We start from the raw sequence: 16,514 nt of genomic DNA, 5'->3' as shown, positions 1-16,514 counted from the left end.
AAAGGAAGTGAGCAATGCGTAAACACCTGTTAGCGATCGTCGCAGCTTCAACGCTGGTTCTTGGTTCTTCTGCGTTTGCAGCCGATCTTGAAGACGATATGGGGATCCTCAACGACAACCTGAAAATCGTCGAAAAAACGGATAATGCGACTGAGCTGAAAGATGCGTTAACCAAAATGCGTGCAGCTGCGCTGGACGCGCAAAAGGGAACGCCGCCGAAGCTGGAAAACAAATCCCCGGACAGCCCGGAGATGAAGGATTTCCGCCACGGCTTTGACACGCTGATCGGTCAGATCGACGGTGCGTTGAAGCTGGCGAACGAAGGTAAAGTTAAAGAGGCGAAAGCCGTTGCGGAAGAGCTGAAAACCACGCGCAACGAAAACCACAAGAAGTTCCGCTAATCTGCGCTATCCGGCCTGCATACCCGTAGGTCGGATACAACACCCCGCTACTGCACGTCCCATAAGTAAACGCTATCCCCATCACATTTTTTCATTTTTATCGCCCATTCATTGTTCGCACTTCCTTCCATTTTTCTGCTCGCTCTTGCGATCTCAATCACATTCTTCCAGTGATAAATCGTGGTTCCAGCTCTTTTTGCGGCACAGATCACTATCGCTGCACACCTTTCCACTTCGAAGTGGAAAACAACTCGCTACAAACTCATAACCTCCGTCGCTAATTTATCCTCAGAGACATTAACGGGGTAAGACGAGTGAATAACGGAGCTGTAATGAATGACATGGGGGAATCGGTGGAACTGGCCGACCGCATGCTGGCGCAGGTGTATGCCTTGCTGCGTGAACGCAACATTATTCCCAACGCCGTACAGGAACAGATGCTGACGTCGCATGTTCGCGCCATGGCGCACCGCTCGGTAACGGGTGAACCCTTACCAGAGGTCGATGCCAGCTTGTTTGATGAAATATCTGCCGAATCAATGGCGCTTGCCCGCGACGTGGTCGCCGAGTTTGGCAATCTTCCTGAGGAAGAGGCCTGGCTGCTGTCGGTGCACTTCGAAGTCGCGAAAGACAACCTTTAAGGAGCAAAAGATGGAACAGATTACCGTAGTGATTGGCGATCGTCTGGGTAAAGGCCAGAAAGTGGCGGCAGGCGTAGAGAAAGCGGGTGGTCGTGCCGTTGTGGTGCCGGGCGTTGCAGCAGATATGAAGCTGGGTGACGTGATGAAAGCGGAAAACGCCACCTTTGGTATCTCGTTTTGCGGCAGCGGTGGTGCGGGTGCGATTACCGCGCAGACCAAATACGGCTACAAGGCGAAATACGGCATGCGATCGGTCGATGAAGGGGTAACCGCCATCAACGAAGGGTGCAACGTACTGGGATTCGGCTTTATGGACAAAGAAGAGCTCGGCGAGCGCCTGGTGCAGGCGTGGCAAAAGAAACACGGCGCTTAAGCATGAAAGAGCAATTCACCACCACGGTGAGAGTCACGGGTAAGGGCGAGACCAAAGCTCGCGCCTTTGCCGATGCCCTGAACCACGTTCAGGCTGCGGTGATGAAAGCGTCGCCGCATATCTTACTGCGTATTGAGCCACAGGATGTGCAGGTTGTTCAAGCGCGTGAATCGGTGCGTAAAGAGGCGTTTTTATTCCTCTTTTTGCGCCGGGAAAGACGCACTTTCAGCGTGGAGCTGGACGTGACCGTCAACGTGACTGCCATCAATCTCGACAAGGTGGATTTCGTTACGCAACGCTGATTTTCTATTAAAAGGCATAATTATGTTCCTGATAATATTAATAAAATCGCTCATCATCGGCGCGTTGGTTGGCGTTGGTGTCGGCGCTGGGGCTGCACGCATGTTTCATGCGCCTACCACTCAAGGGATGGGCGCGTTTCGTACTCTGGGAGAACTGAATTCCTGCGAAGGGGATCCGGCTTCTCACTTCTCGTTCGGCCTGGGCTTCTTCTTTAACGCCTGGGCTTCCTCTGTTGCGGCGGGGGCGTTCACGCAGGACGTCGACCATCGCATCATCCCCAACTGGGGCGCCGCCGCGCTGATGATTAAAAATCGCAACGTCGGTGAAACGCTGCACGACCCCAAACGCATGGCAATTGCCTGCGGCGTTATCGGGATGATCGTGGTGACCTTCCTGAACCTCACCGCATCATCCGTACCGGAAGCGTTGCAGGTTACCGCCGTCAAGGTGCTGGTGCCCGCGGCTAACCTGCTGGTTAACACCGTGATGCCAGTAATCTTCTGGCTGGCGGCGATCGACGCCGGTAAGAAATCTGGCTTCTGGGCCACCGTTTTTGGCGGCGCGGCGCAGCTGATCATGGGTAACGCCGTTCCGGGTCTGGTTCTCGGCATTCTGATCGGCAAAGGTGTTGAAGAGAGCGGCTGGAACCACGTCACTAAAGTGATGATGGTGGCTATCGTCGCGCTGTTTGTCCTGAGTGGCTTCTTCCGTGGCTTCGATATGAAGATGATCGAATCCTTCCATCTGACCGTGCCTAACTGGCTCGAACTTATCCACAACTCGCTCAGCGGCAAATAACGGAGGTCATCATGGAACAGAATAAAGGTTTTTGGTTCGCTGACTGGTCGTTCCCGATCTTTGTGGGCCTGCTCTCCTCTGGCGTGTTTGCCGGAACACACATGTACTACCTGTACGGTATTGGCGCATTTAACGAAGTGGCTTTTGTGGCGATGCTGAAGGCGGGAATGGATACCGGATCCTACGGAGCAGTGGCGGCATTTGGCGCAAGCTTCCTGTTTGCCCGCATTATTGAAGGTTCGCTGGTGGGGATTTTGGATATCGGCGGGGCGATTCAGACCGGGGTTGGGTTAGGTGTTCCGGCGCTGCTGCTGGGCGCGGGCATTATCTTCCCGGTCGCCAACTTCGCCGCCTCGCTGGTCACCGGTCTGGTGATTGGTCTGGCGATTGGCTACATCATCATTCTGGCGCGTAAGTTCACCATCAACCAGAGCGACTCGACCTACGGTGCGGACGTCATGATGGGGGCCGGTAACGCCTCCGGACGCTTCCTCGGGCCGTTGATTATCCTCAGCGCGATGACGGCTTCGATTCCTATCGGAATCGGTTCTCTGGCAGGCGCGCTGCTGTTTTACCTGTGGCAAAAACCGATTACCGGCGGGGCGATCCTCGGCGCGATGATCCTCGGGTCCATCTTCCCGATTGCCATTAGTTGATGGTGTGTCGTTGTAGGCCGGATAAGGCGCAGCCGCCATCCGGCAATGACGCCTGATGGCGCTGCGCTTATCAGGCCTACACGACCGCCCCCATTTCAACAGGAGAGAGAGACATGTTTGATTTACTCCTGCGCCGTGCGCGCCTCGTTGACGATACGGTGAGCGATATTGCGCTCAAAGACGGCAAGATCGCGGCGTTGGGTGACGTTGATGGCCCGGCGCTGAAAACCATCGAGCTGGGCGGTGAGTGCTACGTCAGCGCAGGCTGGATTGACTCCCACGTTCATTGCTACGCGAAATCCCCGATTTACCACGACCAGCCGGATAGCGTTGGTATTGCGACCGGCGTCACTACCGTAGTGGATGCGGGCAGTACCGGGGCGGATGACATCGACGATTTTTACACCCTGACCCGGGAAGCTGCCACCGAAGTGTACGCGTTGCTGAATATCTCCCGCGTTGGGCTTATCGCCCAGAATGAGCTGGCCAACATGGCCAATATTGACGCTGATGCGGTACGAGAGGCGGTGAAACGCCACCCTGATTTTATCGTCGGTCTGAAGGCACGTATGAGCAGCAGCGTAGTCGGTGAAAATGGCATCACGCCGCTGGATCGCGCCAAAGCGATGCAAGCGCAGAACGGTGATCTGCCGCTGATGGTGCACATCGGCAACAACCCACCGGACCTGGATGAGATCGCCGAGCGCCTGAGCGCAGGTGACATCATTACCCACTGTTACAACGGTAAGCCGAATCGCATTCTGACGCCGCAAGGCGAGCTGCGGGCGTCAGTGACGCGGGCGATTTCACGCGGCGTGCGTCTGGACGTTGGGCATGGCACCGCCAGCCTGAGCTTTGCGGTGGCAAAACGCGCTATCGAACTGGGTATTTTGCCGCACACCATCAGCTCCGATATTTACTGTCGTAACCGTATCAGCGGCCCGGTGCATTCCCTGGCGAATGTGATGTCGAAATTCCTCGCCATTGGGATGTCGCTTCCGCAGGTCATTGAATGCGTTACCGCCAATGCCGCCGATGGTCTGCGCCTGAAACAGAAGGGGCGGCTGCAGGTCGGTCTGGACGCCGATTTAACCCTCTTTACGCTTAAGCGCCAGCCAACCGTGCTGGTAGATGCAGAAAACGACAGCCTGCAGGCTGAACAACTGCTGGTGCCGCTTGCCGCAATACGTGCGGGCAAGGGCTATATGACCGAACAAGGGAGCGCGGAACATGCCTTCGATTTTTGAGAAATACGATTTAAAACAGGTGATTAATACCTCCGGCCGCATGACGGCGCTCGGCGTTTCCACGCCGCGACCAGAAGTGGTTGAAGCCGCGATGGCGGGAATGAACCAATATTTCGAGATGAAAGACCTGGTCAATAAAACCGGCGACTACATCGCGAAATTACTGGAAGTGGAAGGGGCAACGGTTGTCTCTTGCGCCTCGGCCGGGATTGCCCTGTCGGTGGCTGGCGTATTGGTTAAAGACAGCGACTGGCTGCTGGAGAACCTGCACGTCACGCCCATCGAGAACAACGAAATCGTGCTGCCCAGAGGTCACAACGTCAACTTTGGCGCTCCGGTAGGCACCATGGTAGCGCTTGGCGGCGGCAAGTTAGTGGAAGCCGGTTATGCCAACGAATGTTCCGCGGCGCAGCTGGCGGCGGCCATTACACCGCGTACGGCGGCCATTCTGTATATCAAATCTCACCACTGCGTCCAGAAAAGTATGCTCAGCGTGGAGCAGGCTGCGGTGGTGGCGCGTACGCATAATCTGCCGCTGATCGTGGACGCGGCGGCGGAAGAGGATTTGCAGTGCTACTACCGGGTTGGTGCAGATCTGGTGATTTATAGCGGCGCCAAGGCGATAGAAGGACCAACCAGTGGTCTGGTGATTGGTAAAACCCAATACGTTGAGTGGGTGAAGCGCCAGACGGCGGGAATTGGCCGGGCGATGAAGGTGGGCAAAGAGGGGATTCTTGGCCTGACCTGCGCCATCGAACTGTATCTGAACGCGCAGAAAGAGAGCGGCGCGGAGATGGTCGAGAAAATGACGCCGTTCATTAATGCCTTGAACCAGCTTAACGGCGTGAGCGCCCGCGTGGTGTGGGATAGTGCAGGGCGCGACATCGCGCGCACGGAAATTAAGTTTGATGAAGCGGTCACCGGGATCGCCACGGGGGAACTGGTCGATGCGCTGAAACAGGGGGAGTACGCGATTTACTTCCGTGGTTACAAAGCCAATGAAGGCATTATCGAAGCCGATGTGCGCAGCGTCGATCGCGCGCAGCTGGAGATTGTGGCCCGTCGAATTGGTGAAGTGATTTCGCAGGAGAAAAACGCATGAAACTGACCCCTAACTTTTATCGTGACCGCGTCTGCCTGAACGTGCTGGCAGGCTCCAAAGAAAATGCCCGGGACATTTATGCGGCGGCGGAAGGACACGTGCTGGTTGGCGTGTTGTCAAAAAATTACCCGGATGTCGCAAGCGCGGTAGCGGATATGCGTGAATACGCGGCCCTTATCGACAATGCGCTCTCCGTGGGGCTGGGGGCGGGCGATCCTAACCAGTCGGCGATGGTCAGTGAAATCTCCCGTCAGGTGCAGCCACAGCATGTCAATCAGGTCTTTACCGGCGTGGCTACCAGTCGCGCGCTGCTGGGCCAGCAGGATACAGTGGTCAACGGTCTGGTCTCGCCAACCGGCACGCCGGGCAGGGTGAAAATCTCCACTGGTCCGCTAAGCAGCCAGTCGCCGGACGGTATTGTGTCGGTAGAAACCGCGATTGCGCTGCTCAAAGACATGGGCGGTAGCTCAATTAAATACTTCCCGATGGGCGGCCTGAAATGCCGTGACGAGTACATTGCGGTCGCGCAGGCCTGCGCCCGTCATGACTTCTGGCTGGAGCCAACCGGCGGTATCGATCTGGATAATTTCACTGAAATCCTGCAAATTGCCCTCGATGCCGGAGTGAGTAAAATCATTCCTCACATCTATAGTTCGATTATTGATAAGGTGAGTGGTAACACTCGTCCGGACGACGTACGCCAACTGATGGCGATGACCCGGGCCTGCGTAGGCTAACTGACTGATGAGGAAACTGACGTGCGATTCCCCAACCAACGTTTAGCACAGCTGTTTGCCATGTTGCAAAACGAAGCGCTTCCACAGGACGAGCTGGCGCAGCGGTTGTCGGTTTCCACACGCACCGTACGGGCGGATATCACCGCGCTAAACGCGCTGCTCACCCAGTATGGCGCACAGTTTGTCCTCAGCCGGGGTAATGGATATCAGCTCAAAATTGACGACCCGGCAAGCTTTCACACCCTGCAAACGCAGCAGCCCAATACGTTGCTGCGCATCCCACGCACCAGCCAGGAACGGATACACTGGCTGGTGGTACGTTTTCTGACATCGGCTTTCTCACTGAAGCTGGAAGATTTAGCTGATGAATGGTTTATCAGCCGAGCGACGCTGCAAAACGATATGGCTGAGGTGCGCGAGCATCTGCAACGTTATCATCTGACGCTGGAAACGCGTCCCCGTCACGGCATGAAGCTGTTCGGCAGCGAAATGGCGATCCGCGCCTGTTTGACCGATCTGCTGTGGACGCTGGCGCAGCAGGATCCGCAGCACCCGTTAGTGACGCAAGAAGCGCTGAATGCGGGGCTCCCTGAACAGTTGCAACCTGTTTTGCAGGACATTTTTGCCCGTTTCCATATTCGTCTGACCGATGAGGGCGAGCTGTTTTTACGCTTGTACTGCGCGGTGGCGGTACGGCGGATTAGCGAAGGATATCCACTCCCGGATTTTGCCGCAGAAGAAGCCGATCAATCGGTGTGCCTGGCCACGCGGGAAATCGCGGCGGTACTGCACCGCCTGGCAGACAAACCGCTTTCCGTTTCCGAAGAAAACTGGCTACAGGTGCATATTGCTGCCCGCCAGGTTCAGGAGATCGCGCCCAGTGCTATCAATGCGGATGATGACGAAGCGTTGGTCAATTACATCCTGCGTTTTATCAACACCCAGTACAACTACAACCTGTTGAATGATAAACAGTTGCATGCTGACCTGCTGACGCATATTAAGACGATGATCACCCGGGTGCGTTACCAGATAATGATCCCCAATCCGTTGTTGGAAAATATTAAACAGCACTACCCCATGGCGTGGGACATGACGCTGGCCGCCGTCTCGGGATGGGGAAAATATACGCCGTACACCATCAGTGAAAATGAGATTGGCTTCCTCGTGCTGCATATTGGCGTCGGGCTGGAGCGTAGTTACAACATCGGTTACCAGAGGCAGCCGAAGGTTCTGCTGGTATGCGATGCCGGAAATGCGATGGCGCGGATGATTGAAGCGGTACTGGCGCGTAAGTATCCGCAGATAGAGATCGTCGATACCGTAACGCTTCGTGACTACGAACAGCGGGAAAGCATCAGCGAAGATTTTGTCATCTCAACCGCGCGGATTGGTGAAAAAGATAAGCCGGTGGTGATGATTGCGCCATTCCCTACCGATTATCAGCTGGAGCAGATTGGCAAACTGGTGCTGGTCGACAGAACCCGTCCGTGGATGTTGAACAAATTCTTCGATGCCGCCCATTTTCGTGTGATTGACGAGTCAATGGATCAACAAACGTTGTTCAAAACCTTATGCCGTCAGTTGCAGGATGAAGGTTTTGTCGATGCGGAGTTTCTTGATTCGGTGGTTGAGCGTGAGGCCATCGTCAGCACCATGCTGGGTGACAGCATTGCCTTGCCGCACGCCCTTGGTCTGCTGGCAAAGAAAACGGTGGTCTACACCATCCTCGCCCCGCAGGGTATCGCCTGGGGCGATGAAACGGCCCACGTGATCTTCTTGCTCGCTATCAGCAAGAGTGAATACGAAGAGGCGATGGCTATCTACGATATCTTCGTCACCTTCCTGCGCGAACGCGCGATGACGCGACTCTGCGCGTGCCGGAATTTCACCGAGTTCAAAGCGGTTGCGATGGAGTGTGTGAGCCGTTTTTGAGAGGCGTTATCCAGAATTCGATGTAATGCGAATGTAATGCTAAACTGCATTACACATTCGATTTTACTGGAGGCATAATGGCCACGCTGAACGTCCGTCTGGATGACAAACTCAAAAATGAGGCTTATGCCGTGCTGGAAAAACTGAATATTACTCCAACGGAAGCTGTGCGATTACTGTTTCAGTACGTCGCGGAAACGGGGCGCATGCCGGTGAAAACCGTCACCCTTAGCGACAGTGAAGATGCACTCATTCAGACAGTCCGGGAAAGGCTTGCCAGCCCGCAAAAGGGAATCAAGGTTAGTCTGGATGACTTATGAACTGGAATTCGACCCGAGAGCCTTAAAAGAGTGGCATAAACTGGGTGATACGGTGAAGACTCAGTTTAAGAAGAAGTTGGCCGACGTGTTGTTGAACCCCAGAATTGACTCTGCCCGTTTAAATGGTCTTCCTGACTGCTATAAAATTAAGCTTAAATCGTCCGGGTACCGTCTGGTGTACCAGGTTCGGGATGAGGTTGTGGTCGTGTTTGTTGTCGCGGTAGGTAAGCGAGAACATTCAGCCGTTTATCACGATGCAAACAAACGGCTTTAGCGATTAACGCAAATGATGTACAACCTGGTTGCTGCTACCGCGCCAGATCAGCGCCGGGTCTTTAAGATCCTGCACAAATTTACCATCGACCAGCACGTTGATGAGATCCACCACCTGCATTTGTGCGGCGTTGAGTTCATCAAGCTTGTAGCCGGTCCACACCCAGATATCTTTCCCCGGACACTCAGCGTGAATACGCTGTACCAGTTGCAGGATATCCGGCACGTTTTGCGGATGCAGCGGATCGCCGCCGGACAGCGAAATACCCTGGCGAGGGATTCGCGTGTCGTTCAGATCGGCAATGATCTTGTCTTCCATCTCTTTGGTAAACGGCTGGCCGGAATTGAGTCGCCAGGTGCTTTTGTTATAGCAGCCAGGGCATTCATGCACGCATCCCGACACAAACAGGGTGCAGCGGGTTCCTGGGCCGTTGACGATATCGACAGGATAGTATTGATGGTATCGCATTTTCGCTTCTCAATTGACGCCATTACTGCGTTGTCTGCGCTCGCTCACCCGGGTCACTTACTTATGTAAGCTCCCCGGGATTCGCTTGCTTGCCGCCTTGTCCTGGCGCCAATTGCTTTGCGAAAAGCGTCACATCGCCAGGCAATAATACTGTCGAAATTAACCGATCTGCCCATTACCTAAATGCTTAACGCGGCGCTTCACTTCTTCCTGCTTACCGGCGTTAAACGGACGAGCGTCCGGGCTGCCTAAATAACCGCATACGCGGCGAGTGACCGATACGCGCGCGGCGTCGTGGTTACCACATTTCGGGCAGGTAAAGCCTTTGCTGGTGCACTCGAACTCACCGGTAAAGCCGCACTCGTAGCATTCATCGATTGGCGTGTTGGTCCCGTAATACGGCACGTGCTGATAGCTGTAATCCCAGACGTCTTCCAGTGCTTTCAGGTTGTGCTGAATGTTCGGGTACTCGCCGTAGCAAATGAAACCTCCATTCGCCAGCGGCGGGTACGGCGCTTCAAAATCGATCTTGTCGTACGGGTTAACCTTTTTCTCCACGTCGAGGTGGAAGCTGTTGGTGTAGTAACCTTTGTCGGTAACACCCGGCACCACGCCAAACTCGGCGGTATCCAGACGGCAGAAACGATCGCACAGGTTTTCGCTTGGTGTACTGTACAGACTAAAGCCGTAGCCGGTTTCGTCTTTCCATTGATCGACCGCCTGACGCAGACGTTCCACAATGGCGATAGCTTTAGCCCGAAGCTGCTCGCTGTCGTACAAGTGTTTGTCGCCAAACAGCGCGTTGATGGTTTCGTGAATGCCGATGTAACCCAGAGAAATCGACGCGCGGCCGTTTTTAAAGATTTCTGACACGTCATCGTCTGCTTTCAGACGCACGCCGCAGGCCCCTTCCATATACAGGATTGGTGCAACGCGGGCCTTCACGCCTTCCAGACGCGCAATGCGGGTCATCAGCGCTTTACGCGCCAGGATCAGACGGTCGTCGAGCAGTTTCCAGAAGGTGGTTTCATCGCCATGAGCTTCCAGCGCGATACGAGGCAGGTTAAGGCTGATAACGCCGAGGTTGTTACGGCCATCGTGGACCTGTTCGCCGTTCTCGTTTTCCCATACGCCCAGGAAGCTGCGGCAGCCCATCGGCGTTTTGAAGGAGCCGGTCACTTTAACCACCTGATCGTAGTTCAGGATATCCGGATACATACGCTTGCTCGCGCACTCCAGCGCCAGCTGCTTGATGTCATAGTTCGGATCGCCAAACTTGTGGTTCAGACCGTCACGAATCGCAAACACCAGTTTCGGGAACACGGCGGTTTTACGATTTTTACCCAGGCCAGCAATGCGGTTACGCAGAATGGACTGCTGGATCAAACGCGATTCCCAGCTGGTTCCCAGGCCGAAACCGAAGGTAACGAACGGCGTCTGACCGTTGGCGGTATGCAGGGTATTCACTTCATACTCAAGGGACTGGAATGCGTCGTAGCACTCTTTCTCGGTACGGGAATGCGCATAACCGTCGGCATCTGGGATCTGCCACTCTTCAGCGGTTTTGCGATGCTTATTAAAGCTCTCGGTCACGAACGGTGCGAGAACTTCGTCAATACGGTTAATGGTGGTACCGCCATAAATATGGCTGGCAACCTGCGCGATAATTTGCGCGGTGACGGCCGTCGCGGTGGAGATGGATTTTGGCGGCTCAATCTCCGCGTTACCCATCTTAAAGCCCTGCGTCAGCATACCTTTCAGGTCGATCAGCATGCAGTTAAACATTGGGAAGAACGGAGAGTAGTCGAGATCGTGATAGTGAATATCACCACGCTCGTGCGCCTGGACGACATCACGCGGCAACAGGTGTTGACGCGCATAGTGTTTGGCGACGATACCGGCCAGCAGGTCGCGCTGGGTCGGGATCACTTTGCTGTCTTTGTTGGCGTTTTCGTTCAGCAGAGCAGAGTTGGTTTGCTCAACCAGACCACGAATTTCCTGGTTCAGACGGCCACGTTTTTCACGCTGTATATCACGGTCGTGGCGATATTCGATGTACGCACGGGCGAGTTGCTTGTACGGACCAGACATCAGCTGGTTTTCTACCGCTGTCTGGATCTCGTTGATATCGACCTGGCTGCGCTCATTCATCTGGCTACTAACGACTTCTGCGACGGTGGCACAGTAATCTGCGTCATCGACTCCCGCTGCTTTAGCTGCACGCAGAATGGCTTCTTTGATGCGCTCTGATTTAAACGGCACTTTACAGCCATCTCGTTTCATCACATGCGGTGTCATGATCACTCCATATTTATAAGAACAGGTTATCCACAGAGGTTGGAGAAGCGGCCATGGCTTTATTCATCTATCTGGCCAATGACTTCCCGCAATCCTGACCCACTTTATCCACAATTCCACCGTTAAACGGTGCACTGTAGTTGTAGCAATTGTAGTCGATTAATACAACATATTGGGTCGGCGTGCATTTTAAGTTCTATATGTAGTGATTTGCATCAAGGATGTTTACGATTTATTTGATGTAGCGCAAAGTAAAAATCGGAGCGTACAGATGACGGGCAGTACAGCGATTGTAAATTGTGGGCAGAAAATTCTGATTAATTATTCAACAAAAACAGGAAGCTAAGCTAAGCGTATGTAGCAACGCCCGGTAGCGCTATGCGTACCGGGCCTGAACATAATTGCAAGCTATTTTTGCAACCACCAGACGGCCTCAAAAGGACGCAGTGTCATGTCCCCAGGTTGGCTGGCAACCTCGGCATAGTTGTGCATCAGCACCTGCCAGTTTCCGTCGGTCTGGGATGGCTGCCAGCTCTGGAAGGTATCGCTTAGATTGGCAATGACCAGCAGCCGCAGCCCTTGCCACTCTCGTTGATAGCACCACAGATGCGGGCTGTCCGGTAGCAGATCCTGGTAGTCGCCCCAGGTGATAACCGGCTCCGCTTTGCGCAAGGCGATCAGCTTCTGATAGGTGTAGAACACCGACTCGGTATCGTTCAGTGCTGCCGCCACGTTGATGTCTGCCGCGTTGTCACACAGATTGATCCATGGCTCGCCGCGGGTGAAGCCCGCGTGTTTGCTGCTATCCCATTGCATCGGCGTGCGGCTGTTATCGCGTGATTTACTGGCGAGGATCGCCAGCAGTTCTTGCGCATCGCGTCCCTGGCCGTTCAACTCGGCAAACATGTTATGGCTTTCCACATCGCGATAATCGGTAATCTGGCGGAAGTGCGGGTTGGTCATGCCAATCTCTTCACCCTGGTAGATGTAGGGGGTTCCCTGCATGCCATGCAGCACCATCGCCAGCATTTTGGCCGACGGAACGCGGTATTTACCTTCATCGCCAAAACGCGACACGATGCGCGGCTGATCGTGGTTACACCAGAACAGCGCGTTCCATGCCTGATTGTGCATGCCCTGCTGCCAGTGGTGGAACAGGGCTTTTAGCGCCACATAATCGGGTTTTGCTAACGTCCACTTCTCACCGTTGGGGTAATCTACTTTCAGGTGGTGGAAGTTAAAGGTCATCGACAGTTCACTACCATCTTGTGCGGCGTACTGCTGGCAATGTTCAAGCGTAGTGGAAGACATTTCGCCGACCGTCATCAGGTTGCGTGGGGTAAAAACATCGCGGTTCATCTCACGCAAAAATTCATGCGCGCGTGGGCCGTCGGTATAAAAACGGCGTCCATCGCCGTCGGGGTCGTTCGGGAAGTCCTGATCTTTAGAGATAAGATTCACCACGTCGAGGCGCAATCCGTCCACGCCGCGATCGGCCCAGAACTCGCACACTTTCTTTAGCTCGGCGCGTACCGCCGGGTTTTCCCAGTTCAGGTCGGCTTGCTCCGGAGCAAAGAGGTGCAGATAGTACTGCTCGCTTTCGGAGTGCCAGCCCCAGGCGTTGCCGCCAAACTTGGAGCGCCAGTTATTTGGCGGGCAGTCTGGCGTGCCGTCGCGCCAGAAATAAAACTGACGATACGGGCTGTCTTTATCCAGCGCTTCACGAAACCAGGCGTGCTGGGTTGAGGTGTGGTTAAACACCATGTCGAGAATAATACGGATGCCGCGCGCTTTCGCCTGCGCCACCAGTTCGTCAAAGTCTTCCAGCGTGCCGTAGGCCGGATCGACAGACGTGTAGTCTGCGACGTCGTAACCGTTATCAACCTGCGGTGAAATATAGAACGGCGTCAGCCAGATGGCATCAACGCCCAGCTTTTGCAGATAGTCGAGGCGCTGCGTCACGCCGCGTAAATCTCCGGTGCCGCTGCCGGTGGTGTCCTGAAAACTCTTGGGGTAAACCTGATAGATAACGCCGTTTTGCCACCAGTGGGGAATATTCATGGTTGTTTCCTGGAAATACGCTGGGGCGCAACTGCGCCCCGAAGAAAAGTTAGACAATCTGTAATGTGCCCAGACGGTGTTTACGCTGGTAAACGAATGAGGTCAGTACCATTGGGATGACAATCGCAATGACCATCGCCATGCCAAAGACCTGCCAGTAAGTCGGCTGGATGGAGAGGATGCCCGGCAAACCGCCGACGCCAATCCCGTTCGCCAGCACACCGTTCAGGCCGCACAGCAGTCCGGCGAGACCGGAGCCGATCATCGCGCACAGCATTGGGAAGCGGTATTTCAGGTTGATCCCGTACATCGCTGGTTCAGTTACCCCGAGATAGGCGGAGATCGCGGCAGGAACGGAAATTTCACGTTCGTTGTGTTTGCGACTGGAGATAATGATCCCGACCACCGCAGAGGCCTGAGCGATATTCGACAGGGCGATCAGTGGCCATACCGGCGTACCGCCCATGCTCTGAATCATCTGCATGTCGATAGCCAGCGTGGTCTGATGCACACCGGTGATCACCAGCGGGGCGTACAGGAAGCCGAACAGCGCCGCGCCAATCGGAGCAAAACTGCCGGTCAGCAGATGACGGACCGCAAACGCGACACCGTCGCCGATCATGCGGCCAAATGGACCAATAAAGGCGTGCGCAAGGAATACCGCAAGGATCAGCGAGCACACCGGGACGATCACCAGATACAGGTAATCCGGGACGATGCGCTTCATGCGTGTTTCAATAAACCCGAGCGCCAGCCCGGCCAACAGTGCCGGAATGACCTGCGCCTGGTAGCCCACTTTCTCAATGCTGAACAGGCCGAAGTTCCACACGTCCGGCACCTGCTGACCGAGCAAATAGGCGTTCATCAGTTGCGGAGAAACCAGGGTCACGCCCAGCACAATACCGAGGATCGGCGTACCGCCCATTTTCTTGACCGCCGACCAACAAATCCCGACCGGCAAATAGAAGAAGATCGCTTCGCCAATCAGCCACAGGAAGTCATAGAGGGTTTTCAGCGAAGGATGCATCTGCGCCAGCGTCTGCCCGTTACTCATGGGCAGATCGCCGATCACGTTACGGAAACCTAAGATCAGGCCGCCGCTAATCAGTGCTGGCAGCAGAGGGAAGAAGATCTCCGCGAAGTGAGAAATCAACTGCTCGTGCCATTTCATATTCTGCCGCGCCGCTTTCTTTGCCTGCTCTTTGTCGGCGCTGGCCTGACCGGTTGTCGCCAACAGCGCTTTGTAGTAATCGCCCACCTCGGTGCCAATTACCACCTGAAACTGCCCGGCGTTGGTGAAGCAGCCTTTGACCATTGGCAACAATTCGATCTCTTTCGGCCTGGCGTTTGCAGGCTGATTCAGCACAAAACGCAGGCGAGTAATGCAGTGACTCACCGTAGCGATATTGTCGCGCCCGCCAACCAGCTCAATTAGCCGGTCGATGTCTGCTTGTTTTATTTTGCTCATGATGGTGTGTGTTCCCCGTAGACCGGAAAAGACGCTGTTGCGTCGTCATTCGGCAACTCTCTCGTTGTTGGCGCCAGAGTATATCTTCGATGAATATTTAAAAATGGGAACGTTCCCGAAACGCAGCGAAGATCACAAATTAATGCTCAGAAAGCGATCAGGAGAGGGTGGAAGGAATAACGATTTGTCGTGGTTCGCTACGGCCGTTGATCTGTTCGATCAGCTGCGAGGCCGCTTGTCGCCCGGCTTCGGCGTATCCTGGATCGACGGTGATAATTTCCGGATGGAGGAATTTCATCAGCGGCGTGCTGCCCACGCTTGCCAACTGCAGGTTCTCAATCCGCTGCTCCTGCAGATATTTGCTGACCCCAAGGGCAAGGGTATCCGTCGCACAGACTAAGGCGGTGGTTTCCTGGGTGATGACGTTGGCGGCCTGCTCATAGCCCTGCTTCATGGCCAGACCCGGCAGCGCGGCCACAGGATGTAGTTTGTGTTTTTTACAGAATGCCAGGTAGGCCTCATGGCGGCGTTTACCAGTGGTCACATCGCTATGCGGAACACCAAGAAAGCTAATATGGCGATGCTCGCGTTCGTATAAACGCTGCATCAGGGTACGAATGGCACCCTCATCGTCATAGCAGACGGAGGCAATGCCTTTGGCATCTCTTGCCAGAAGCACCAGAGAATCCTGCCAGGAGGCGAGCATGGCTTCAGTAATGCCGGTAAAACCAAACAGCACCACGCCATCAATGTTGCGGCGTCTGAGCATGCCGAGATGTTCTTCAACCAGCTCGGGCGAGAACTGGCTTTCCATCATGATCGGATCGTAGCCCTGTTCATAAAAGGCGGGCAGCATGGTCTGCACGGCGAGATTTTCTGAAAGAGAATCCAGGCGCGTGACGATAATCGCCACCACCTTGTCGCTTTGTCCGCGCATGGCGCGTGCGGAGCGGGAAGGGGAAAAACCGTGCTGATTCATCACCGCCTCAACGCGTTCGCGGGTGCGTTCACTCACGCCGCTTTCATTGTTGAGCACACGGGAAACGGTTGATTTTCCCACACCGCTTAAGCGGGCGATGTCTTTAATGGTCAGCCGATTTTGCATCCTGTTTTCCCGTGTTGCGTGTGAAGTTATGCCAAATAGAGAATAACTTTACTCAAGCGCGGAGCAATGGGCAAAGTCTGGTATACGTTTGGTTTAGTTTCCATGGTTTATCATACCGCCATAATTGCCACAAACCTTATGGTTTTCTGCGTATAATCCGCGACGCAAATCATTCACTTACCGGAGGCTATATGGATCCCGATCCCACCCCTCTCCCGAGATGGAGAAACAACCCTTTCCGGTAAGCCCGTCTTTCACTGTCTTACCGGAGCAGTAAGACAGTGACGTTCTGACGTCCCTGTTGTGATTTTAATATTGCCACCAGGC

18 protein-coding genes are annotated in these 16,514 nt (G+C 54.6%); 13 read left to right on the top strand and 5 right to left on the bottom strand.

The window, feature by feature from the left end; all coding sequences use genetic code 11:
• The first annotated feature begins 14 nt into the window (after positions 1 to 14).
• From cybC to JQN59_RS20740, 12 genes are all read left to right on the top strand, one after another.
• On the top strand, positions 15 to 401 hold the full coding sequence (gene cybC / locus JQN59_RS20795; RefSeq protein WP_003025756.1) for a cytochrome b562: 387 nt from the start codon (positions 15 to 17) through the stop codon (positions 399 to 401).
• A gap of 332 nt (positions 402 to 733) precedes the next feature.
• Positions 734 to 1,042, top strand: a complete 309-nt coding sequence (locus tag JQN59_RS20790) for a glycine dehydrogenase (RefSeq protein ID WP_003025758.1) — start codon at positions 734 to 736, stop codon at positions 1,040 to 1,042.
• 10 nt (positions 1,043 to 1,052) lie between these two features.
• Entirely contained in the window at positions 1,053 to 1,415 is a 363-nt protein-coding gene (locus JQN59_RS20785; RefSeq protein ID WP_003830384.1) for an SFCGS family glycine-rich protein, read from the top strand.
• Positions 1,416 to 1,417: 2 nt separating this feature from the next.
• Positions 1,418 to 1,717, top strand: a complete 300-nt coding sequence (locus JQN59_RS20780; protein ID WP_003025762.1) for a DUF4312 family protein — start codon at positions 1,418 to 1,420, stop codon at positions 1,715 to 1,717.
• Between the two features lie 22 nt (positions 1,718 to 1,739).
• Positions 1,740 to 2,516 carry a DUF4311 domain-containing protein gene (locus JQN59_RS20775; protein ID WP_003025764.1) on the top strand — a complete coding sequence of 259 codons (777 nt, stop codon included), beginning with the start codon at positions 1,740 to 1,742 and terminating at the stop codon, positions 2,514 to 2,516.
• Positions 2,517 to 2,527: 11 nt separating this feature from the next.
• Entirely contained in the window at positions 2,528 to 3,172 is a 645-nt protein-coding gene (locus JQN59_RS20770) for a DUF4310 family protein (RefSeq protein ID WP_003830379.1), read from the top strand.
• A 113-nt stretch (positions 3,173 to 3,285) separates the two neighbouring features.
• Positions 3,286 to 4,419 (top strand): amidohydrolase/deacetylase family metallohydrolase, encoded by a 1,134-nt coding sequence (locus JQN59_RS20765; protein ID WP_048236266.1) that lies wholly within the window; start codon positions 3,286 to 3,288, stop codon positions 4,417 to 4,419.
• Positions 4,403 to 5,521 (top strand): DgaE family pyridoxal phosphate-dependent ammonia lyase, encoded by a 1,119-nt coding sequence (locus JQN59_RS20760; RefSeq protein WP_032942188.1) that lies wholly within the window; start codon positions 4,403 to 4,405, stop codon positions 5,519 to 5,521. Before JQN59_RS20765 ends, JQN59_RS20760 begins: the two co-directional genes overlap by 17 nt.
• The gene (gene dagF / locus JQN59_RS20755) at positions 5,518 to 6,258 is read left to right on the top strand and encodes a 2-dehydro-3-deoxy-phosphogluconate aldolase (RefSeq protein ID WP_149607496.1); all 741 of its coding nucleotides are present in this window, start codon (positions 5,518 to 5,520) and stop codon (positions 6,256 to 6,258) included. The genes JQN59_RS20760 and dagF overlap by 4 nt, the downstream gene beginning before the upstream one ends.
• 21 nt (positions 6,259 to 6,279) lie before the next feature.
• Positions 6,280 to 8,193, top strand: coding sequence for a BglG family transcription antiterminator (locus JQN59_RS20750; RefSeq protein WP_149607497.1), 1,914 nt, complete (start codon positions 6,280 to 6,282; stop codon positions 8,191 to 8,193).
• 77 nt (positions 8,194 to 8,270) lie between these two features.
• A complete protein-coding gene (locus JQN59_RS20745; protein ID WP_003830370.1) occupies positions 8,271 to 8,513 on the top strand; it encodes a type II toxin-antitoxin system RelB/DinJ family antitoxin in 243 nt (80 codons plus the stop codon).
• Complete coding sequence (locus JQN59_RS20740; protein ID WP_048227188.1) at positions 8,503 to 8,787, top strand: type II toxin-antitoxin system RelE family toxin; 285 nt, start codon at positions 8,503 to 8,505, stop codon at positions 8,785 to 8,787. Before JQN59_RS20745 ends, JQN59_RS20740 begins: the two co-directional genes overlap by 11 nt.
• Before the next feature lie 3 nt (positions 8,788 to 8,790).
• Here JQN59_RS20740 and nrdG read toward each other — a convergent pair whose 3' ends face one another.
• The 5 genes from nrdG to treR all read right to left on the bottom strand — a co-directional run bounded on the left by nrdG (position 8,791) and on the right by treR (position 16,187).
• On the bottom strand, positions 8,791 to 9,255 hold the full coding sequence (nrdG, locus tag JQN59_RS20735) for an anaerobic ribonucleoside-triphosphate reductase-activating protein (protein WP_048227187.1): 465 nt from the start codon (positions 9,253 to 9,255) through the stop codon (positions 8,791 to 8,793).
• A 159-nt stretch (positions 9,256 to 9,414) separates the two neighbouring features.
• The gene (gene nrdD / locus JQN59_RS20730; RefSeq protein ID WP_048215057.1) at positions 9,415 to 11,553 is read right to left on the bottom strand and encodes an anaerobic ribonucleoside-triphosphate reductase; all 2,139 of its coding nucleotides are present in this window, start codon (positions 11,551 to 11,553) and stop codon (positions 9,415 to 9,417) included.
• 408 nt (positions 11,554 to 11,961) lie between these two features.
• On the bottom strand, positions 11,962 to 13,614 hold the full coding sequence (treC, locus tag JQN59_RS20725; protein ID WP_149607498.1) for an alpha,alpha-phosphotrehalase: 1,653 nt from the start codon (positions 13,612 to 13,614) through the stop codon (positions 11,962 to 11,964).
• Between the two features lie 49 nt (positions 13,615 to 13,663).
• Positions 13,664 to 15,082: a PTS trehalose transporter subunit IIBC gene (gene treB, locus JQN59_RS20720; RefSeq protein WP_048215055.1), complete on the bottom strand. Its 1,419-nt coding sequence runs from the start codon at positions 15,080 to 15,082 to the stop codon at positions 13,664 to 13,666.
• A gap of 157 nt (positions 15,083 to 15,239) precedes the next feature.
• The gene (treR, locus tag JQN59_RS20715; RefSeq protein ID WP_149607499.1) at positions 15,240 to 16,187 is read right to left on the bottom strand and encodes a trehalose operon repressor TreR; all 948 of its coding nucleotides are present in this window, start codon (positions 16,185 to 16,187) and stop codon (positions 15,240 to 15,242) included.
• 191 nt (positions 16,188 to 16,378) lie between these two features.
• Between treR and mgtL the strand changes: the two genes are divergently transcribed.
• Positions 16,379 to 16,432: a mgtA regulatory leader peptide MgtL gene (gene mgtL, locus JQN59_RS27265; protein WP_223240846.1), complete on the top strand. Its 54-nt coding sequence runs from the start codon at positions 16,379 to 16,381 to the stop codon at positions 16,430 to 16,432.
• Positions 16,433 to 16,514 lie beyond the last annotated feature (82 nt).

This window comes from Citrobacter sp. B72, from assembly GCF_016894305.1.
GTDB lineage: Bacteria > Pseudomonadota > Gammaproteobacteria > Enterobacterales > Enterobacteriaceae > Citrobacter > Citrobacter portucalensis.
This window is presented reverse-complemented; position numbering and strand designations above follow the sequence as displayed.

Bases quoted from the DNA above. Each gene is read 5' to 3' on its own strand.
- JQN59_RS20770 (WP_003830379.1), top strand. From the start codon at position 2,528: ATGGAACAGAATAAAGGTTTTTGGTTCGCTGACTGGTCGTTCCCGATC.
- JQN59_RS20765 (WP_048236266.1), top strand. From the start codon at position 3,286: ATGTTTGATTTACTCCTGCGCCGTGCGCGCCTCGTTGACGATACGGTG.
- JQN59_RS20775 (WP_003025764.1), top strand. From the start codon at position 1,740: ATGTTCCTGATAATATTAATAAAATCGCTCATCATCGGCGCGTTGGTT.
- JQN59_RS20760 (WP_032942188.1), top strand. From the start codon at position 4,403: ATGCCTTCGATTTTTGAGAAATACGATTTAAAACAGGTGATTAATACC.
- JQN59_RS20790 (WP_003025758.1), top strand. From the start codon at position 734: ATGAATGACATGGGGGAATCGGTGGAACTGGCCGACCGCATGCTGGCG.
- treB (WP_048215055.1), bottom strand. From the start codon at position 15,082: ATGAGCAAAATAAAACAAGCAGACATCGACCGGCTAATTGAGCTGGTT.
- treR (WP_149607499.1), bottom strand. From the start codon at position 16,187: ATGCAAAATCGGCTGACCATTAAAGACATCGCCCGCTTAAGCGGTGTG.
- nrdG (WP_048227187.1), bottom strand. From the start codon at position 9,255: ATGCGATACCATCAATACTATCCTGTCGATATCGTCAACGGCCCAGGA.
- cybC (WP_003025756.1), top strand. From the start codon at position 15: ATGCGTAAACACCTGTTAGCGATCGTCGCAGCTTCAACGCTGGTTCTT.
- nrdD (WP_048215057.1), bottom strand. From the start codon at position 11,553: ATGACACCGCATGTGATGAAACGAGATGGCTGTAAAGTGCCGTTTAAA.
- JQN59_RS20740 (WP_048227188.1), top strand. From the start codon at position 8,503: ATGACTTATGAACTGGAATTCGACCCGAGAGCCTTAAAAGAGTGGCAT.
- JQN59_RS20745 (WP_003830370.1), top strand. From the start codon at position 8,271: ATGGCCACGCTGAACGTCCGTCTGGATGACAAACTCAAAAATGAGGCT.
- treC (WP_149607498.1), bottom strand. From the start codon at position 13,614: ATGAATATTCCCCACTGGTGGCAAAACGGCGTTATCTATCAGGTTTAC.
- JQN59_RS20780 (WP_003025762.1), top strand. From the start codon at position 1,418: ATGAAAGAGCAATTCACCACCACGGTGAGAGTCACGGGTAAGGGCGAG.
- dagF (WP_149607496.1), top strand. From the start codon at position 5,518: ATGAAACTGACCCCTAACTTTTATCGTGACCGCGTCTGCCTGAACGTG.
- JQN59_RS20785 (WP_003830384.1), top strand. From the start codon at position 1,053: ATGGAACAGATTACCGTAGTGATTGGCGATCGTCTGGGTAAAGGCCAG.